Source organism: Pseudomonas atagonensis (genome assembly GCF_011369485.1).
Classification (GTDB): Bacteria; Pseudomonadota; Gammaproteobacteria; order Pseudomonadales; family Pseudomonadaceae; genus Aquipseudomonas; species Aquipseudomonas atagonensis.
Genome location: NZ_VXCA01000036.1, coordinates 14,361 through 31,613 on the forward strand (window position 1 = coordinate 14,361; position 17,253 = coordinate 31,613).

The 17,253-nt window shown below is 59.5% G+C and carries 20 protein-coding genes; 6 read left to right on the plus strand and 14 right to left on the minus strand.

Going from position 1 to position 17,253, the window contains the following annotated elements:
* Positions 1-4 precede the first annotated feature (4 nt).
* The 8 genes from F2P67_RS24390 to F2P67_RS24425 all read right to left on the minus strand — a co-directional run bounded on the left by F2P67_RS24390 (position 5) and on the right by F2P67_RS24425 (position 7,330).
* The gene (locus F2P67_RS24390) at positions 5-1,414 is read right to left on the minus strand and encodes a circularly permuted type 2 ATP-grasp protein (RefSeq protein ID WP_166224817.1); all 1,410 of its coding nucleotides are present in this window, start codon (positions 1,412-1,414) and stop codon (positions 5-7) included.
* Between the two features lie 486 nt (positions 1,415-1,900).
* Complete coding sequence (locus F2P67_RS24395) at positions 1,901-2,248, minus strand: ribonuclease E inhibitor RraB (RefSeq protein ID WP_166224820.1); 348 nt, start codon at positions 2,246-2,248, stop codon at positions 1,901-1,903.
* A gap of 212 nt (positions 2,249-2,460) precedes the next feature.
* Complete coding sequence (locus F2P67_RS24400; RefSeq protein ID WP_103303809.1) at positions 2,461-2,694, minus strand: hypothetical protein; 234 nt, start codon at positions 2,692-2,694, stop codon at positions 2,461-2,463.
* A 173-nt stretch (positions 2,695-2,867) separates the two neighbouring features.
* Positions 2,868-3,743, minus strand: coding sequence for a polyamine aminopropyltransferase (gene speE / locus F2P67_RS24405; protein ID WP_166224823.1), 876 nt, complete (start codon positions 3,741-3,743; stop codon positions 2,868-2,870).
* A 240-nt stretch (positions 3,744-3,983) separates the two neighbouring features.
* Complete coding sequence (locus F2P67_RS24410) at positions 3,984-4,175, minus strand: PLDc N-terminal domain-containing protein (RefSeq protein WP_003223221.1); 192 nt, start codon at positions 4,173-4,175, stop codon at positions 3,984-3,986.
* Positions 4,176-4,246: 71 nt separating this feature from the next.
* Entirely contained in the window at positions 4,247-4,777 is a 531-nt protein-coding gene (locus F2P67_RS24415; RefSeq protein ID WP_166224826.1) for a hypothetical protein, read from the minus strand.
* 99 nt (positions 4,778-4,876) lie between these two features.
* Positions 4,877-5,395, minus strand: coding sequence for an ankyrin repeat domain-containing protein (locus F2P67_RS24420; protein WP_166224829.1), 519 nt, complete (start codon positions 5,393-5,395; stop codon positions 4,877-4,879).
* 96 nt (positions 5,396-5,491) lie between these two features.
* A complete protein-coding gene (locus F2P67_RS24425) occupies positions 5,492-7,330 on the minus strand; it encodes a long-chain-acyl-CoA synthetase (protein ID WP_166224832.1) in 1,839 nt (612 codons plus the stop codon).
* A 387-nt stretch (positions 7,331-7,717) separates the two neighbouring features.
* On the opposite strand from F2P67_RS24425, the gene F2P67_RS24430 reads away from it, so the two are divergent.
* Positions 7,718-7,996, plus strand: coding sequence for a DUF3509 domain-containing protein (locus F2P67_RS24430; protein WP_166224835.1), 279 nt, complete (start codon positions 7,718-7,720; stop codon positions 7,994-7,996).
* An 89-nt stretch (positions 7,997-8,085) separates the two neighbouring features.
* Here the strand turns inward: F2P67_RS24430 and mtnC are convergent, their stop codons facing one another.
* From mtnC to aroC, 5 genes are all read right to left on the minus strand, one after another.
* Complete coding sequence (mtnC, locus tag F2P67_RS24435) at positions 8,086-8,769, minus strand: acireductone synthase (RefSeq protein ID WP_166224838.1); 684 nt, start codon at positions 8,767-8,769, stop codon at positions 8,086-8,088.
* 4 nt (positions 8,770-8,773) lie between these two features.
* A complete protein-coding gene (locus F2P67_RS24440; protein ID WP_166224841.1) occupies positions 8,774-9,319 on the minus strand; it encodes a 1,2-dihydroxy-3-keto-5-methylthiopentene dioxygenase in 546 nt (181 codons plus the stop codon).
* A gap of 93 nt (positions 9,320-9,412) precedes the next feature.
* Positions 9,413-10,039, minus strand: a complete 627-nt coding sequence (locus tag F2P67_RS24445) for a methylthioribulose 1-phosphate dehydratase (protein ID WP_166224844.1) — start codon at positions 10,037-10,039, stop codon at positions 9,413-9,415.
* A complete protein-coding gene (locus F2P67_RS24450) occupies positions 10,036-11,181 on the minus strand; it encodes an MFS transporter (RefSeq protein ID WP_166224847.1) in 1,146 nt (381 codons plus the stop codon). Before F2P67_RS24450 ends, F2P67_RS24445 begins: the two co-directional genes overlap by 4 nt.
* Before the next feature lie 34 nt (positions 11,182-11,215).
* Positions 11,216-12,307, minus strand: a complete 1,092-nt coding sequence (gene aroC, locus F2P67_RS24455) for a chorismate synthase (RefSeq protein WP_166224850.1) — start codon at positions 12,305-12,307, stop codon at positions 11,216-11,218.
* 130 nt (positions 12,308-12,437) lie between these two features.
* On the opposite strand from aroC, the gene F2P67_RS24460 reads away from it, so the two are divergent.
* Both F2P67_RS24460 and F2P67_RS24465 read left to right on the plus strand, forming a co-directional pair.
* A complete protein-coding gene (locus F2P67_RS24460; protein ID WP_166224853.1) occupies positions 12,438-13,391 on the plus strand; it encodes an alpha/beta hydrolase in 954 nt (317 codons plus the stop codon).
* 99 nt (positions 13,392-13,490) lie between these two features.
* A complete protein-coding gene (locus F2P67_RS24465; protein WP_166224856.1) occupies positions 13,491-14,282 on the plus strand; it encodes a hypothetical protein in 792 nt (263 codons plus the stop codon).
* 124 nt (positions 14,283-14,406) lie between these two features.
* Here F2P67_RS24465 and prmB read toward each other — a convergent pair whose 3' ends face one another.
* The gene (gene prmB / locus F2P67_RS24470) at positions 14,407-15,315 is read right to left on the minus strand and encodes a 50S ribosomal protein L3 N(5)-glutamine methyltransferase (RefSeq protein WP_122605429.1); all 909 of its coding nucleotides are present in this window, start codon (positions 15,313-15,315) and stop codon (positions 14,407-14,409) included.
* Positions 15,316-15,554: 239 nt separating this feature from the next.
* On the opposite strand from prmB, the gene F2P67_RS24475 reads away from it, so the two are divergent.
* The 3 genes from F2P67_RS24475 (at position 15,555) to F2P67_RS24485 (ending at position 17,234) form a co-directional block, all read left to right on the plus strand.
* Positions 15,555-16,145 carry a cysteine hydrolase family protein gene (locus F2P67_RS24475; protein WP_166224858.1) on the plus strand — a complete coding sequence of 197 codons (591 nt, stop codon included), beginning with the start codon at positions 15,555-15,557 and terminating at the stop codon, positions 16,143-16,145.
* Positions 16,146-16,281: 136 nt separating this feature from the next.
* Positions 16,282-16,602, plus strand: a complete 321-nt coding sequence (locus F2P67_RS24480; protein WP_003223191.1) for a hypothetical protein — start codon at positions 16,282-16,284, stop codon at positions 16,600-16,602.
* 74 nt (positions 16,603-16,676) lie between these two features.
* Entirely contained in the window at positions 16,677-17,234 is a 558-nt protein-coding gene (locus F2P67_RS24485) for a Smr/MutS family protein (protein WP_166224861.1), read from the plus strand.
* The last annotated feature ends 19 nt before the right edge of the window (positions 17,235-17,253 follow it).

Genomic DNA, 17,253 nt, shown 5'->3' on the forward strand with positions numbered 1-17,253 from the left:
TCCTTCAATCCTCGACCACCCAGGTGTCCTTGGTTCCGCCGCCCTGTGATGAGTTCACCACCAGAGAGCCTTCACGCAGGGCGACACGGGTCAAACCGCCGGGCACAACCCGGGTTTCGCGACCCGACAAGACAAACGGACGCAAATCGATATGACGCGGCGCAATGCCGTTTTCGACAAAGGTCGGACACGTCGACAGTGATAGCGTCGGTTGTGCGATGTAGGCATGCGGCTTGGCTTTGATCCGCTCGCGGAACGCATCGATTTCCGCCGTCGTTGCCGCGGGCCCGACGAGCATCCCGTAACCACCGGAACCCTGGGTTTCCTTGACCACCAGATCCGGAAGATTGGCCAGCACATGGGAAAGTTCAGACGGATTGCGGCATTGCCAGGTCGGCACGTTCTTCAGGATCGGCTCTTCGTCGAGGTAAAAACGGATCATGTCGGTGACGAACGGGTACACCGATTTATCGTCCGCCACCCCGGTGCCGATGGCGTTGGCCAGCACAACATTGCCAGAGCGGTAGGACGACAGCAGCCCCGGCACACCGAGCATCGAGTCCGGGTTGAAGGCCAGCGGATCGAGAAACGCGTCGTCGAGACGGCGATAGATCACGTCCACCGCTTTCGGCCCGTCAGTGGTGCGCATGAAGACTTTGTCGTCACGCACAAACAGATCGGCGCCCTCCACCAGCTCGACGCCCATCTCCCGCGCGAGAAACGCGTGTTCGAAGAACGCACTGTTGAAACGCCCCGGTGTCAGCACGACCACGCTCGGGTCGTCGATGGGGCTGGAGCTTTTCAGCGTGTCGAGCAGCAGGTTCGGGTAGTGGTCGATGGGCGCGATGCGCTGTGCAGCGAACAGCTCCGGGAACAGACGCATCATCATCTTGCGGTCTTCGAGCATGTAGCTGACGCCGCTCGGCGTGCGCAAGTTGTCTTCGAGCACGTAATAGGTGCCGTCGCCGTCACGCACCAGATCGACGCCGGAAATGTGCGAATAAATATCGCGGTGCAGATCCAGCCCTTGCATCGCCAACTGGTACTGCTCGTTGGCCAGCACCTGTTCGGCGGGAATGATCCCGGCCTTGATGATGCGTTGTTCGTGATAAAGGTCGGCGAGGAACATGTTCAACGCCTTGACCCGCTGGATGCAGCCACGCTCGACAATCCGCCATTCACTGGCGGGAATGCTGCGTGGAATAGTGTCGAAAGGAATCAGGCGCTCGGTGCCCTGCTCATCCCCATAGAGCGTGAAGGTGATCCCGGCACGGTGGAACAACAAATCCGCCTCGCGTCGCCGTTGCGCAAGCAGCTCGTCAGGCGTCTCTGCCAGCCAGCGGGCGAACTCCCGGTAATGCGGGCGAACCTGGCCGCCGGCATCGTACATTTCATCAAAATAGGTGCGGATCATGCCGTACTCCTTGTCACCCGGACATACAGACCATCGCAAGGCCCGTGCCATCGGCATAAACGCTTTGATTTCAATCGGTTGGATATTCACGTCGCAGGCACCGCACCATTCCTGTGCGGCAAATGCCCCAACCTGATTGCCCCCGCTTCATTGCGACGCACTGCATCGCCTATCACCAGCATAGTCAGAGTTGATTTCACTGCCCGCTGTCGGCTGCGGATAATCCGCGCATTCGCCGCAAAACTTCACTGGCCACCGCGCCAGGAAGTGATCGGCTCAACTGCTCTGGACTGCCGTCGCGGCCCGCCCCGCTGTAACCCTGACCGGTTTCCTCTCCTTATCGGTCTTCCCTTTGAGCCACCCTCTGCGGTGGCTTTTTTTTGCCCCGGATTCTTGTTTCAGGGTTTTGCCAGAGGGATTTCAGGCAGCCAGAAACGACAACGGCCGACCCGAAGGTCAGCCGTTGCTCAACAGTACTGCGCAAGATCAGTTCAAACGGTGGCGACTGCGCACCTCCTGCTTGACGCCCCAGCCCTCGATAATGCCGCCCAGCGGTTCGACCACGGCAGAAAAGCCCTGCTCAAAATCGCCGATGTCGTCATAGGTCGCGTACATCACTTTGCTCAATTCCAGAGACCAGGCGCCGTCGTCGCGCGCGCTGACCTGGGCATTGATGGATTCACCGCGAAACTTGCCTGCCGCCCTGCGCGCCCGCTCCTCGTCCGGGAAAATGGCGTAGAACTCGATGGGATGGAATTTGGAGAAATCGAAACCGCCTTCTTTCATGCGGCGCAGCACGTGGCTGCTGATGTCTTCTTGATAGGCTGTGCTCATGAATCGTCCCCCTCGCATAGATGGATAGACTTTCCGTATTCCCGCCCCGGGCCTTGCTGGCCAAAGAACCTACGGCAACGCGTTGCCGGCGGGAAACAAGCATGTAGCTGACAAGACCAGACCTTAGCGATCCGTTCGCTGATCTCGCTTGCAGAGTAGCCCCAAGATAGAGCCGCTGCCAAGGCCTGGCGTTGAAGGTGGCAAGAAGATTTTCAGATTGGAGTGATGCTGCGGATTTCGATGCTGTTCTGGGTTTTCAGGTTTTTCACGCCAGCATCGGCGGTGCGACCTTCCAGATCGTTCAGATCCAGTTCGGCGGCGACAGGCAGGAGCCGTTCCTTGATCAGTCGAGCAGCCTCATCGTCGCTGGGGCATTCGGCACGCTCGAAGACCTCATCGACAATTTCACCATGGTCATCCACGAAAGTGACTTTCCACTTTTGCATCGGTGCCTCCTCGATCAAACCCGCAAATGGGCTTACACCTAAATCGACTGGTACGCCGAACGTTGGTTCAAAAGGATTACAGCGGGCCAAGATGAAAAAAACATCACTATTGCAGCGCAGAAACATATGTGGTGAGGAGATTTATCCCCTCACCACAGGGGGAGCAGCGACTATCAGTCGTTGCTTGGTTTGTTGACCGCTTGCAGCACGTATTGCGGCAAGGCGAACGCACCGATGTGGATTTCCGGGTTGTAGTAACGGGTGACGATGCCGCTGCCGATGAAGCGCTGTTGCAGGATTTCACGGCTCAGCTTGCGATAGGACGGGTTGGTGGAGCCCCAGGCGAAGGTCATCGAACCGCCGATGTAGGTCGGTACAGCCGCCTGATAGAAGTGCCAGTCCGGGAACAGACTGCGCAGGCGACCGGCGGTGGTTTTCACTTCGTCGATCTGCATGAACGGCGTGCCGTTCTGGGTCACGAGGATGCCGCCCTCGTTCAGGCAACGGTGGCAGGCCTGGTAAAAGTTTTCCGAGAACAGCACTTCGCCCGGGCCGATCGGGTCGGTGGAGTCGGAAATGATCACGTCGAATTTTTCCGTGGTGGTGGCGACGAAACGCATGCCGTCGTCGATCACCAGGTTCAGGCGTGGATCGTCATAAGCGCCTTTGGAGTGGTTCGGCAGGAACTCCTTGCACATGTCGACCACGGTGCCGTCGATCTCGACCATGGTGATGTGCTCGACACCGGCGTGTTTGGTCACTTCGCGCAGCATGCCGCCGTCACCGCCGCCGATGATCAGCACGCGCTTGGCGCTGCCGTGGGCGAGGATCGGCACATGGGTGAGCATTTCATGGTAGATGAATTCGTCGGCTTCAGTGGTCTGGATCACGCCGTCCAGCGCCATCACACGGCCCATGCGCGGGTTCTGGAAAATCACCAGGTGCTGGTGTTCGGTGCGCACTTCGTGCAGCAGTTTTTCCATGCGAAAACGCTGGCCGTAGCCTTCGTAGAGGGTTTCCAGGTACTCGCTGGTTTTGGTGACGGTCATGGTGAAGTGCTCCGATGAATGCGCGGGCGCCAATCGTGGGGACGATTGCCCGGGAAAGGCGCGCATTCTACGTTGCCGAAGATGACAGGTCGAACCTCACTTGATCGGCAATCCACAATCATTGTGGGTGGCGGCTTGCTCCCGAATGCAGTGGGTCAATCGCTTCTTCGTTGACTGATCCACCGATTTCGGGAACAAGCTCCCTCCCACAGGGGTATTGCGGTGTTCTCGGGAGCCGGATCAGATCCGCACGTTGCCCCGCGGCCCGGCAATCGCCCAGATGATCAGGCCCAGCACCGGCAGGAGGATGATCAGCAGCACCCAGAGGATTTTCATCCCGGTCTCGGCGCCGCTTTTCAGCACATTGATGATGGCCCAGATGTCGAGGGCGAGAATGATCAGGCCGATCAGACCGTTGAACGTCGAACCCATGGTGTCGCTCCAGAATAGTGGCATGCACTTTTAGGATAGACGGTCGCGCTCAGGGTTCCCTTTTATTGCGCTCAGACGTGAACGGCGATCTTCAACGCTTCCAGCGACGGCGCCGCAGCGATACCGACTTCGGCACACAGTTCCAGCACTCGCGGTACGTCGTTGCCATACACCAGAACCACTTGCAACTCATCGTCGAGCAACTGGCTGAAGTTCATCAGCGTGTAACCGCCGTTTTCCTTGTTCAGGCTGCTCATTTGCACCTGAATACGGTTAAGTGCAGTCAGCGCTTCGGTCTTGGCCAGTTGTTTGGGCTTGAGGTTGAAATCCACGCTTGGGCCGAACGAGGCGACGATCTGCGCGAACAGGTCAACATAGGTGTCAGCCTGAAACAGTACGGTCTCCGGCAGACTGCCGACGACCACCCACTCGCCCAACGGGATCGGGAAGGTGTCGTCGTAGTTGATGTCCGGGTTGGCTGTCAGAAAAGCATCGGCATCGGCGTAGGCCTGCGCCGCTTCGTCCGCCACTGTCAGGATCTCGTCCTCGCCCATGCAGCCGGAGCTGATTTTGCTGATGAGTTCGGCGAGTGCGGCTTTCATGAGGGCGGATCCTGTGGCGAAGGTGAATTTTGAGGGCGCGAAGGATAGCGCATTCTGCCCTCTTCAGGCTGCACACCAGACAACTGTGGAGAGGGAGCCTCAGGCCAGCAGTTTTTCCAGCTGCGCCGTGGTGTCCACTGCACCCATCGTGCGGGCCGCGTCCAGCGCCGTCACGCCATTGGCGTCCTTGGCCTTGGGATCGGCACCTTTGCTGATCAGGTAATCAACGATTTCCACACGGTTGAACATTGCCGCCATCATCAGCGCCGTACGGCCATCGAACGATGAACCTTCAATTTCCGCACCTGCTTCAACCAGCGCCTTGACCACTGCCAGGTCGCCTTTGAACGCCGCGCCGGCAATCGGGCTCTGACCGTTGCCGTTGCGCATTTCCGGGTCTGCCTTGTGCTTGAGCAGCACCTGCACCGCATCGACATGGCCGTAGTAACTGGCAAGCATCAGCAGCGTGTCGCCCTTGCTGTTTTTCAGGTTGACCGGCAAACCGGCCATGACCAGGCGATCAAGCATCTGGGCATCACCGTCGCGCGCCTTGTTGAAAACCTGCTCGGTGAATTCGGCAGCTTCTTCAGGGGTCATCTGGCGGCTTTGGTCGGACATGGGGCAACTCCACTTCGGTCTATCGGAAAGCCGACAGTTTCCCGAGCGAGACCTTGGCTGTCACCCCTTTTTTCTCAAGCCCGCTTATAGCCAGAATCAATAGCGATACTTGCCCTGATGAATTTCCGCCAACACTTCGTCGGTGACCTGCACATAGGTTTCAGAACCGGGAAGCCACGCGAAGACCGGGTCATCGCCTGTTTGCGCGGGATCGAAGCCTTCTGTTTTCAGGCGGGTTTTCTGATACTTGAAGGTGCCGGTGGTTTCCATTTTCACTTTGACCCGCAGGAACAGCGGCACCGCGTAAGCCGGCATGCGCTGTCGGGCGAATGCCAGCAATTCGGCGAAATCCAGGGTCGCAAGAGACTCCGCCGGGGTAATCGCCGCCATGCCGGCACGCCCGTTGGTATTGTGGATTTCCACGCCGTAAGCCACTGCTTCGGAAATGTGCGGATGTTTCAGCAGCAGGTTTTCGACTTCGGTGGTGGAAACGTTTTCACCTTTCCAGCGATAGGTATCGCCGAGACGATCAACAAACTGCGCATGGCCGAACCCGATGTTGCGCAGCAAATCGCCGGTATTAAAGAAGCGATCACCCTGGCTGAACACATCGCGCAGCACTACCCTCGCGGTTTTCTGCGGATCGGTGTAGCCGTCCAGCGGAGCCTTTTCGTCGATTCGTGCCAGCAGCAAGCCCTGCTCGCCCTTGCCGACCTTACGCATGAAACCGTCGTCGCCTCGAATCGGCTCGCCGCTGTCGTGGTCGTAAGCCACCAGCTCCCAGGCCATCAGCGAGAAACCGATGGTGTTGTCGAAGTTGAGGATATTGGTAAAACCAATGTTGCCGTCGCTCGCCGCGTACAGCTCGCAAATGTGATCCACCGCGAAGCGCGTCTTGAATTCAGCCCACGCACCGGGGCGCAGGCCGTTGCCGATCATCTTGCGCACGTCGTGACGGCTGTCATCGGCACTGGCCGGCCGATCAACCAGATAGCGGCACAACTCGCCGACATAGCCGATGGTGGTTGCGCGATAGCGGCGCACGTCCGTCCAGAACTGACTGGCGCTGAATTTACGGCGGATGGCAAAACCCGATGCGCCGTTGACCGCCGAACCCCAGCACACGCAGAGGCCGGTGGCGTGATACAGCGGCAAAGTGCAATACACGACATCGTCGGGGCGCATGTCGAGGGCGATCATGCCGAAGCTGGCCGAGCTGCGCATCCAGCGGCCGTGCTTGAACACCCCGGCTTTGGGCAGGCCGGTCGTGCCCGAGGTGTAGATGTAGAAACACGGGTCGTCGAAGAAAACTTGCTGGCTGCTCGGCGGGTTGTCGCTGGAGGCATCGGCACTGGCGCTGATCAGATTGACATAACCGTCGGGCGCAATGCCCGGATGGCTGTAAGTGTCCTGATCGGCGACAAACCAGGTGCGCGGTGACGTAATCGACACCTGGTCACGAATGGCCGCGAAGGCCGGCAGCAGTTCTTCACCGACCACGATTGCCACCGGGGCTACCAGGTTGACGCTGTGGATCAAGGTGTCGCGGGTCTGCGAAGTGTTGAGCAGCGCACTGACGCTGCCAATCTTCGCCAGCGCCAGAATGGTCACCAGCAGTTCCGGGCGATTCTCGATGAACACCGCCACCACATCGCCTTTGCCGATGCCCTGCCCGTTCAGGTAATGGGCGATACGATTGGCCCACTGATTGACTTGCGAATAGCTGAGTACCACGTCGTTGTGCAACAACGCCGGGCCGTCCGGATTGCGCAAGGTCGCTTGTTCGAACGTCCAGCCCAGTCCACAGGTTTGGGTCGGATCCTTGACGTTGGCCACCTTCATGCCCTTGACCACCCGGGGGATGGCTTTGGCAATCATCGGCAGTTTGCGGAGCATCATGCCCCAGGTAATCGTGTCGCTTGGCGCGTGACTCATGGAGGCTCCCGTTCGACCCTGGCGTGCAGGCCGGTTTTTTTATTGTCGGGCAAACTGGTGAGGCAGCCGGCGCGCTCGGCGCGGGGCGAGATCGAAAATACGTCAGCGCTTCTCGGCCTGTACACGCGGTTTTTGCAATGTTTTGTATCCGTCGTGTTACCGGACGCGCCGAGGATCCTGTCGCGATCAATTGGTTCCGTTGGAACGACAACGATCCCGCAAAATGCAGGATGCACGATGGCCATTCATGCAGATTGCACGACCACCTGATTTCTTATTATTTTTAACTTGTTGATTTATAACGATTTTATTTTTAAGGACTGCTGGCACAATCACTGCAACCTCCTCTGCATGCTTGCCATTCAAGTGCATACGGAGCTGAAAGACATGAGCCTGATCCAAGAAAAATTTACCTCGCTGTTCTCCAACTTCGACGTCACCACGGCGCCACGTCCCGATGGCGGGATTCTGCTGACTCTGCGCAGTAACGACGGCAGAACGTTCAAACGTGCGCTGACCTATCAGCAAATGCACAACGCCGACCAACTGTCGTGGGCGATCAGCGCCATTCGCCGTGACCTGGCCGAACAAGCCAGCGAGTTGCCGCAAATCGGCATGCTGCAAAGCCAGCAACGTTTTGCCTTGCCGACGTATCATTCGCTGTAACGTTTAAATCGCTTTAAACAAAACAAGCCGTGGAGCTCTCGCTTCACGGCCTGTTTGCATTCTGCAGTTGTCACAAAACCCAGGTTTCTCTAGAACGCTTCCGGTTCGATCCCGGTGAACGTGTCGACGGTGACATGACTCCCCAGCTCCCCGCCTTCACGCGCCAGACCGCAGGTTTGCAGACCCGCCGCTTGGGCGGCGTCGAGTTCTTCGACGATGTCCGAGAGGAATAGAATCTCCCCCGCTTCAACGCCGATTGCCTGTTGAATATTCGTGTAGGACTGCGCCTCACGTTTGGGACCCGACGTGGTGTCGAAGTAACCGCTGAACAACGGCGTCAGATCACCCGCCTCGGAGCAGCCGAAAATCAGTTTCTGCGCCTGGATCGAACCTGACGAATACACAAACAGTTGATAACCCGCCTCATGCCAGCGCTGCAGTGCTTCAACGGCATCCGGGTAAACATGGCCCTTCAACTGCCCGGCGTGATAACCCTGGGCCCAGACCATGCCCTGCAAGGCCTTGAGCGGTGTGGCTTTGCGATCTTCCTCGATCCAGCTTAAGAGAATCTCAACAACCCGTTCAACATCGGCCTGCGGCGCATTGCTATCACGGCGCACGGCGTCGAGTTGCTCAGCAACATCGGCGCGTTCAGCATTTTGTCGGACGAAATCCGGCAGGTGTTTGGCAGCGTACGGAAACAGCACGTCGAAGACAAAACTCACCGCGCTGGTGGTGCCTTCGATGTCGGTGACGATGGCTTTGATCGGCATCGGTTCAGTCCTCCAGACGCGGGAAGCGACCGGCGATGTCTTCGCCGGTGAAATTGGCAACCCAGCCTTCCGGGTTGTTGAACAGGCGGATCGCCACGAAATGCGGATGCTCGCCCATGTCGAACCAGTGCTTGGTGCCGGCGGGCACCGAGATCAGGTCGTTCTTCTCGCACAGTACGGCGTAAACGTAATCGTCGATGTGCAGGATGAACAGCCCACGGCCGGCGACAAAAAAGCGTACTTCGTCTTCGCCATGCCGGTGTTCTTCAAGAAACTTTGCGCGCAGTTCGGCTTTTTGCGGGTGGTCACTGTTGAGGCTGATGACGTCGACGGTGATGTAACCGCGCTCGGTCATCAGTTTGTCGATCTGCTCTTTATAAGCGCTGATCACTTCTTCCTGAGTGGCACCCGGCTGGATCTTCGCCGAGGCTTGCCAGCGGTCAAAACGCACGCCCTGCTCGGCCAGGGTCGAAGCGATGTCTTCGAAGTGGGTCAGCACCTTGTTGGGAATCTCGGGGCTGGAGACGTGATAGACGGACAGGCTGCTCATTGGGGCAATTCCTCGGTATCGGCCTTGCCGTCCGGTTCTTCGAGACCGGTCGGGCACTGCATTCATCAGGCAAATGGGCTGGTTCTGGTGAAGTCAGCCTTGGCGGTTCATGACGCTGCGGGTTTTCAACTCGCATTCAAACAGAAATTCGAAAGCCTCGATCTGGCGCAGCGCGTCGTTCATCTGCGCGCCCCAGGTGTAGAGGCCGTGGCCGCGAATCAGGTAACCGACGCAATCAGGATGGGCGTCGAGCCAAGGCTGCACCTTGGCGGCGAGGCGTGCAATGTCCTGATCGTTGTCGAAAATCGGCACGCGCACTCGGGACTCATGGGTCGAGATACCGCTAAAAGCTTTTTGCAGTTCGTAGTCTTCGAACTCGATGAAGTCTTCAGGCGTCAGGCGCGACAGCACCGTGGCGTTGACCGAATGGGTGTGCAGCACCGCGCCGATCTCAGGGCGCCAGGTGTAGAGCTGGGTGTGCAGCAGGGTTTCGGCGGACGGTTTTTTGCCGGGCTCAAGACTGTTGCCGGACAGGTCGGTGGCGAGCACATCGTCCACACCCAACTGCCCCTTGTGCTTGCCGGACACCGTCAGCAGCGCTTCGCTGGCCGAAAGGCGCGTCGAATAATTGCTGCTGGTGGCCGGCGACCAGCCGCGACCATAAAGAAAACGCCCGGCGTCGACGATTTGCTGGGCGAGTTGTTCACGCGTAAGGCTCATGGCCTGTCCTCTTGCATACGTGTGGCAATGATAACGGCAGCAGCGAGCGCCGCGAGACTGGCAATACTAAAGGTCAATGTCGCGCCGAGGGCATTCCAGCTGTAGCCGGAATACAGCGCGCCGAGCGCACCACCGGTGCCGGCCAGCGCTGCATACAGCGCCTGGCCCTGCCCTTGCTGGCGTGCGCCGAAGCTACGTTGCACGAAAGCGATGGCAGCGGCGTGAAAACTGCCGAAGGTCGCCGCGTGCAAAATCTGCGCGAACAGCAGCACCCACAGGAACTCGGCGAACGAACCTAGCAGCAACCAGCGCAGTGCTGCCAGCAGAAAACTCGCCATGAGCACGCGACGCAGGGAAAACCGCGCAAGAATCCGGCTCATGCCCATGAACATCAGCACCTCGGCAACCACGCCAACGGCCCAGAGCATGCCGATCACTCCGCGACTGTAGCCAAGTTGCTCAAGGTGCAAGGTCAAAAACGTGTAGTAAGGACCGTGGCTCATTTGCATCAGCGCAACGCAGCCATAAAACGCAAGTACGCCGGGGCTGCGCAGTTGCTTGAGGAAGCCCTCACCGGCCGGCCGGTTGCCTTGCGCAGGTTGTGCGTTCGGCACCCACAAACTGCTGAGGACGATGCCGGCCATGATCAGCACCAGCGCCGCCGGGTAGATGTCCAGACTCAGCCATTCGAACAACCGCCCCAACGCAACCACGGTGATGATGAAACCGATCGAACCCCACAGGCGGATCTGGCTGTAACGCGAGGTCTGCCCCTGCAAATGCGCAAGCGTGATGACTTCAAACTGCGGCAGCACCGCATGCCAGAAGAACGCGTGCAACGCCATGACCATCGCCAGCCAGGCGTAGGTCTTGCTGACGAAAATCAGCGAGAAAGTCAGCAACGTACAAACCGCGCCAAAGCGCACGATGGCCAGTCGTTTGCCGGTGTAGTCACCGAGCCAGCCCCAGATGTTCGGCGCCACGCAGCGCATCAACATCGGAATGGCGACCAGCTCGCCGATCCGCGCGGCGCTGAAGCCGAGGTGATGGAAGTACAGCGCCAGGAACGGCGCTGTCGAACCGAGCAAGGCGAAATAGAACAGATAGAAACTGGACAGCCGCCAGTACGGGAGCGCCGCCACGCCGGTTACGCCGCAGCGGCCTTGAGATCACCCATCAAAGCTGACCCAGCACCGGCGTGCTCACGCGCACATCGGCGTTCTGCCCACGGTGACGCAGCAAGTGATCCATCAGCACGATGGCCATCATCGCCTCGGCAATCGGTGTAGCACGAATACCGACGCACGGGTCATGGCGGCCCTTGGTGATCACGTCGACCGGGTTGCCGTGGATGTCGATCGAGCGGCCCGGGGTGGTGATGCTCGACGTCGGCTTGAGCGCCAGGTGCGCAACGATCGGCTGACCGGACGAAATACCGCCAAGGATGCCGCCGGCATTGTTGCTGAGGAAACCTTCCGGGGTCAGCTCATCGCGATGCTCGGTACCGCGCTGGGCGACGCAGGCGAAACCGGCACCGATTTCCACGCCCTTGACCGCATTGATGCTCATCAGCGCATGAGCCAGTTCGGCATCGAGTCGGTCGAAAATCGGCTCGCCCAGACCGGGCATGACGCCTTCGGCAACCACGGTGATTTTTGCGCCGACCGAGTCCTGGTCGCGACGCAACTGGTCCATGTAGGCTTCCAGCTCAGGGACTTTGTCCGGATCAGGGCTGAAGAACGCGTTCTGCTCCACCGAATCCCAAGTCTTGAACGGGATCTCGATCGGCCCGAGCTGACTCATGTATCCGCGAATGACGATGCCCTGCGTCGCCAGGTATTTCTTGGCAATCGCACCAGCCGCAACGCGCATGGCAGTTTCCCGCGCCGAGCTGCGGCCGCCGCCGCGATAATCGCGCTCGCCGTATTTGTGGTGGTAGGTGTAATCGGCATGGGCCGGACGGAACAGATCCTTGATCGCCGAGTAGTCCTTGGACTTCTGGTCGGTGTTGCGGATCAGCAGACCGATGGAGCAACCGGTGGTGCGGCCCTCGAACACGCCGGAGAGGATTTCGACTTCGTCGGCCTCCTGACGCTGGGTGGTGTGGCGGCTGGTGCCCGGCTTGCGGCGATCGAGGTCGCGCTGCAGGTCTTCGAGGGAAATCTCCAGGCCCGGCGGGCAGCCGTCAACAATGGCGACCAACGCCGGACCATGGCTTTCGCCAGCGGTGGTGACAGTGAACAACTTGCCGTAGGTATTGCCGGACATGCAGGACGCTCCGTGAAATCAAACCCAAATTCGTAATGCGCGCCAGTATACGCAGGCTAACCGAGTAGTTCATCCTCGAACCTTAGTGGTGCTGGCGAGTCCAACCGGCACCTTGGCGAATGATGGCGTGATGATGCTGCGAGTTTTGATCTTGAGTCTTACCCTCTTTACTGGCTTTGCCCAGGCGACCGTCCTACAGCGTCCGGTAACTTTGGACACCGGCAGCGGCGAACTTTTCGGCTCGCTGCTGCTGCCAAAGTCCGACCATCCGGTGCCGGTTGTCCTGATCATTTCTGGCTCGGGCCCTACGGATCGCGACGGAAACAACCCCGATGGCGGGCGCAATGACAGTTTGAAACGGCTGGCGTGGGTGCTGGCCAAACACAACATCGCCAGCGTGCGTTACGACAAGCGCGGCGTGGCGGCGAGCCTTGCGGCCACGCCGGACGAACGCAATTTGTCGGTGGAGGCTTATGCGGCGGACGCCGTGGCCTGGGGGCAGAAGCTCAAGGCCGATCCGCGCTTCGGCAAATTGATCGTGCTTGGCCACAGCGAAGGCGCGCTGATCGCCAGCCTCGCAGCACCAAAAATCGAGGCCGCCGCAGTGATTTCCTTGTCCGGCAGCGCTCGGCCCGTCGATCAGATCATCCGCGAACAACTGGCCCGCAGCCTGCCGCCGCCGCTGATGCTGCGCAGCAATGAACTGCTCGACAGCCTCAAGGCCGGCCACACCGACGACAATGTGCCGGCGCCGTTGCAGGTGATTTTCCGCCCGAGTGTGCAACCGTATCTGATCTCGCTGTTCCGGCAGGATCCCGCACACGCCTTCGCACAACTGAAGATGCCGGCGCTGATCGTTCAGGGCACTAACGACATCCAGGTCGGCACCGAAGACGCGAAGCTGCTCAAGTCGGCCAAACCGGACGCCGAACTGGTGGTCATCGAAGGCATGAACCACGTGCTGCGCATCGTGCACAACGATATGAAGCGGCAACTGGCTTCTTACAAGGATCCGAATTTGCCACTGGCAGCGGAACTGGGCAGCAAGATCATCGAATTTATTGACGGACTTCGCACCCGTTAAGCGCGTTTCGCCCTCCAGTCCTGACAAAAACGGCCGATAAGCCTTTGTCGCCAGCGCAATGGCTGGCGGCAAGCAGGGCTTGGACAGGATCTCGCCGTTATGACTGATACCCAGACTTCACCCGACACCGCCGCTGAAAAAGACGCACCGCCAGCGGCCGAGCTGCCGTGGGCGGATGTCCACGTCGAGCACCACAAGATGCTCCGCCTGGCCCCGCTGCAAACCGACCGTCACACCGGTGGACGGCCGCTGCGCTTCGTCGAATTCGGTTACGCCGAGCGCAACAGCAAAGAAAAAAGCCTGATGCGCATGGCGATCAAACTGCCGAGCCAGCGGGTGCGTAAAGAGCAGAATCATCTCGATGTGTGGGTCGATCACACCACCAAGCGTGTGAGTTTTGGCCCGGACAGCGGCTTGCAGATCGAACCGCTGAATCGCGGGATCGGCCGCTTCATGGCCGCGCAAGGCATCAACTGGGCGAAGAAACGCTGGCCGACCTACACCGTCGACGGCATGGATTTGAACAACAAGGATGCGCTGAACGAAGACACTCGCCTGCGCCGCGATCATTTCTTGCGCGTACACGGCTTTGATGTGGTTTACGCCGATGCCCAGCATTTGAAGGGCAGCATCAAGGACGTGCAGGTCGGTGATCTGCTCGGTGACTGGAACAGCGAGAAGCTGCAGATCGTCGAGATTCTCGAAGCCGCGCAAATGCTTCAGCAGGCCGAGCAGAACCTGGCCGAGCAGGAAGTGAAGCTGAAGAAACAGGAAGAGAAAGTCAGCAAGTTCAAGCGTGAGGACGCGGGTTTGCGTTTCACCATTACGTGCCTGGTGGCGTTTGCGGTGTTTCAGGCGGGGCTGTTGATCTGGATTGCTACGCACCGGTAATACATTGAGACCGAGGCGTCCCCATCGCGGGCAAGCCACGCTCCCACAGGTTTTGTGTCGTACCCAAATGTTGCGGTACACATGGAACCTGCGGGTGCGGGCTTGCCCGCGATGCTTTTAAGGATCAGACGCGGGAGGCGAACAGGGCTTGGTGGTCGCGGCACTGCTCCGCTGTCAGCATGAACACGCCATGCCCGCCGCGCTCGAATTCGAGCCAGGCGAAGTCGACTTCCGGGTACAACGCGTCAACGTGCACCTGGCTGTTGCCCACCTCGACAATCAGCAAGCCCTTCTCGGTCAGGTGATCCGCCGCTTCGGCGAGCATCCGGCGCACCAGATTCAGACCGTCATCACCGCAGGCCAGACCCAACTCCGGCTCATGCTGGTATTCGTCCGGCATGTCGGCGAAGTCTTCCGCATCGACGTAGGGCGGGTTCGACACGATCAGGTCGAAACGCTGACCCGGCAAACCGTCGAAACCATCGCCCTGCACGGTGTACACACGCTCATCGACACCGTGGCGCTCGATGTTTTGATTGGCCACTTCCAGCGCTTCGAACGACAGATCGGCCAGCACCACTTCGGCGTTCTGGAATTCGTAGGCGCAGGCAATGCCGATGCAGCCGGAGCCGGTGCACAGGTCGAGAATCCGCGCAGGCTCGGTGCCGATCCACGGTGCGAAGCGATTTTCGATCAGTTCGCCAATCGGTGAACGCGGGATCAACACGCGCTCGTCGACGATGAACGACATGCCGCAGAACCACGCTTCGCCCAACAGGTAAGCGGTGGGAATGCGCTCTTCGATGCGGCGCTTGAGCAGGCGCTGCAGGTTGACCAGTTCGTCATCCTCCAGTGCGCAGTCGAGGTAGCTGTCGGCGATTTCCCACGGCAGGTGCAAAGCACCCAGCACCAACTGCCGGGCTTCGTCCCAGGCATTGTCAGTGCCATGGCCGAAAAACAGATCCTCCCCATGGAAGCGGCTGACGGCCCAACGGATGTGGTCGCGCAGGGTACGAAGTCGGGAAGTGATCACGGGGCAGAACTCCAGAAAAAACGACTGACGATTCTACCAGCCAAAACGCGCCACGACGACGCAGGAAAAACTCTGCGGTGACGGTAGGACTTTTCTGTTTTTTGCATCAGCTATTGAACAGAACGTGTAACTTGACAAGGCTGCAGGCCAGAAACGACGGTGCCTACGATGGTAGCGATTCACAGAACCGCTCAGCCAGAGGACAATGTCGCAAAAGCCCCACCCCAAGGAGCCCCAGAATGTCCGTTCCAAAAACGATGTTTCAACTCAGCGGTCGCGGTTACGCAGCGGCCACACTGAACCATGCCACCGTGGTCATCATCGATGCCCAGAAAGAATATCTCAGCGGCCCATTGGCCCTGAGCGGCATGGACGCAGCTGTCGCGAACATCAAACAACTGGTTGCCGCGGCTCGTGCTGCTGGCCGGCCGATTGTCCATGTGCGTCACCTCGGCACCGTCGGTGGCCTGTTCGACCCGCAGGGCGAACGCGGTGAATTCATCCCCGGCCTCGAACCGCAGGGCGATGAAACCATCATCGGCAAACTGCTGCCGAGCGCGTTTCACGGCACCGAACTGCTCGACCGTCTGCAGAATCTCGGCTCGCTGGACCTGATTGTCTGCGGCTTCATGAGCCATTCCAGCGTTAGCACTACCGTGCGTGCGGCGAAGAATCTGGGCTTCCGTTGCACCCTGGTCGAAGACGCCTGCGCCACCCGCGACCTGCCTTTCAAGGGTCGCGTGCTCAGCGCCGAACTGGTCCAGGAAGCCGAAATGGCGATCATGGCCGACAACTTCGCCACCCTCGCCCTGACGCAGGATCTGATCTGATCAGATAGCACTTTGATGAGCGGTCGAGGCCGCCGCTCATCCGCAAAATCCTCTCATTTGCCGCAAATGCCATAGCCTCAGGAACAACCCGGTCAACTCCCGGTCGAAGGGCCGATACCCATTGAGGAAGGTCGGAATGAAGTTATCCGATGGATTTGACGCACGCCGCTTGCGGCCCAAAGGCCAAAGCAATTGGCGTTTTCGATTCGGCGCGGCGATTGCTGCCATTCTGGCAACGTTCGGCGTGCTGCTGGCGATGGCCGGGGCCGCCAGCCTGCTGGGTCGCCCACCGGCGCTCGGCGACTTGAATGCGACGCCGACGGGCTCGGCAATCATTCTGGCAGTCGGCTTGTTGTTTCTGTATTTCGGCGTGGCGCTGTGGCGTCGCTGCCGCCGTCGCGCACGGCAATCGCGGGAGTTGAACATGTCCCCGCACCTGATGAAAAAACACGACTGAATCACCGGCCTGGCTTTTTGCCGGGCCGTTTTGTTTCGACTTGGGTAAACTGGCCGCCCTTCGCGGAGGCTGACATGCAAGACGACGATTTTTCCCTGTTCAAAAGTGCGATCCAAGGCGTCAAGCCGATCAAGCACGACCGCGCCGAGACCGGCAAACCCAAGGCTGACCGCGCGCAGATCGCCAAACTGCGCCAGTCCGCCACCGTGCGCACCGACACCACCACCGTGGATGGCCTGTCCGATCAGTTCGTGATCGACGTCGGCCCGGAAGACGAGTTGATGTGGGCGCGCGACGGGGTTCAGGAAAGTCAGATGCGCAAGCTCAAGGTCGGCCAGATTCCATTCGAAGGCAGCCTCGACCTGCACGGCATGAGCGTCGAAAAAGCCCGCGAAACCCTCTGGGCGTTTCTCGCCGAAGCTACCCGATTCGAAATCCGCTGCGTGCGCGTCACCCACGGCAAGGCTGTACGCCTGGACGGCAAGCGGCCAATGATCAAAAGCCACGTCAACACCTGGTTACGCCAGCATGCGCAGGTACTGGGTTTCTGCTCGTGCCAGGCCAGACATGGCGGTGCCGGCGCGGTTTACGTGATGCTTAAACGCACCATGATGGACGGTCGCGACGAATAATCCCGTTACACCGAACTTG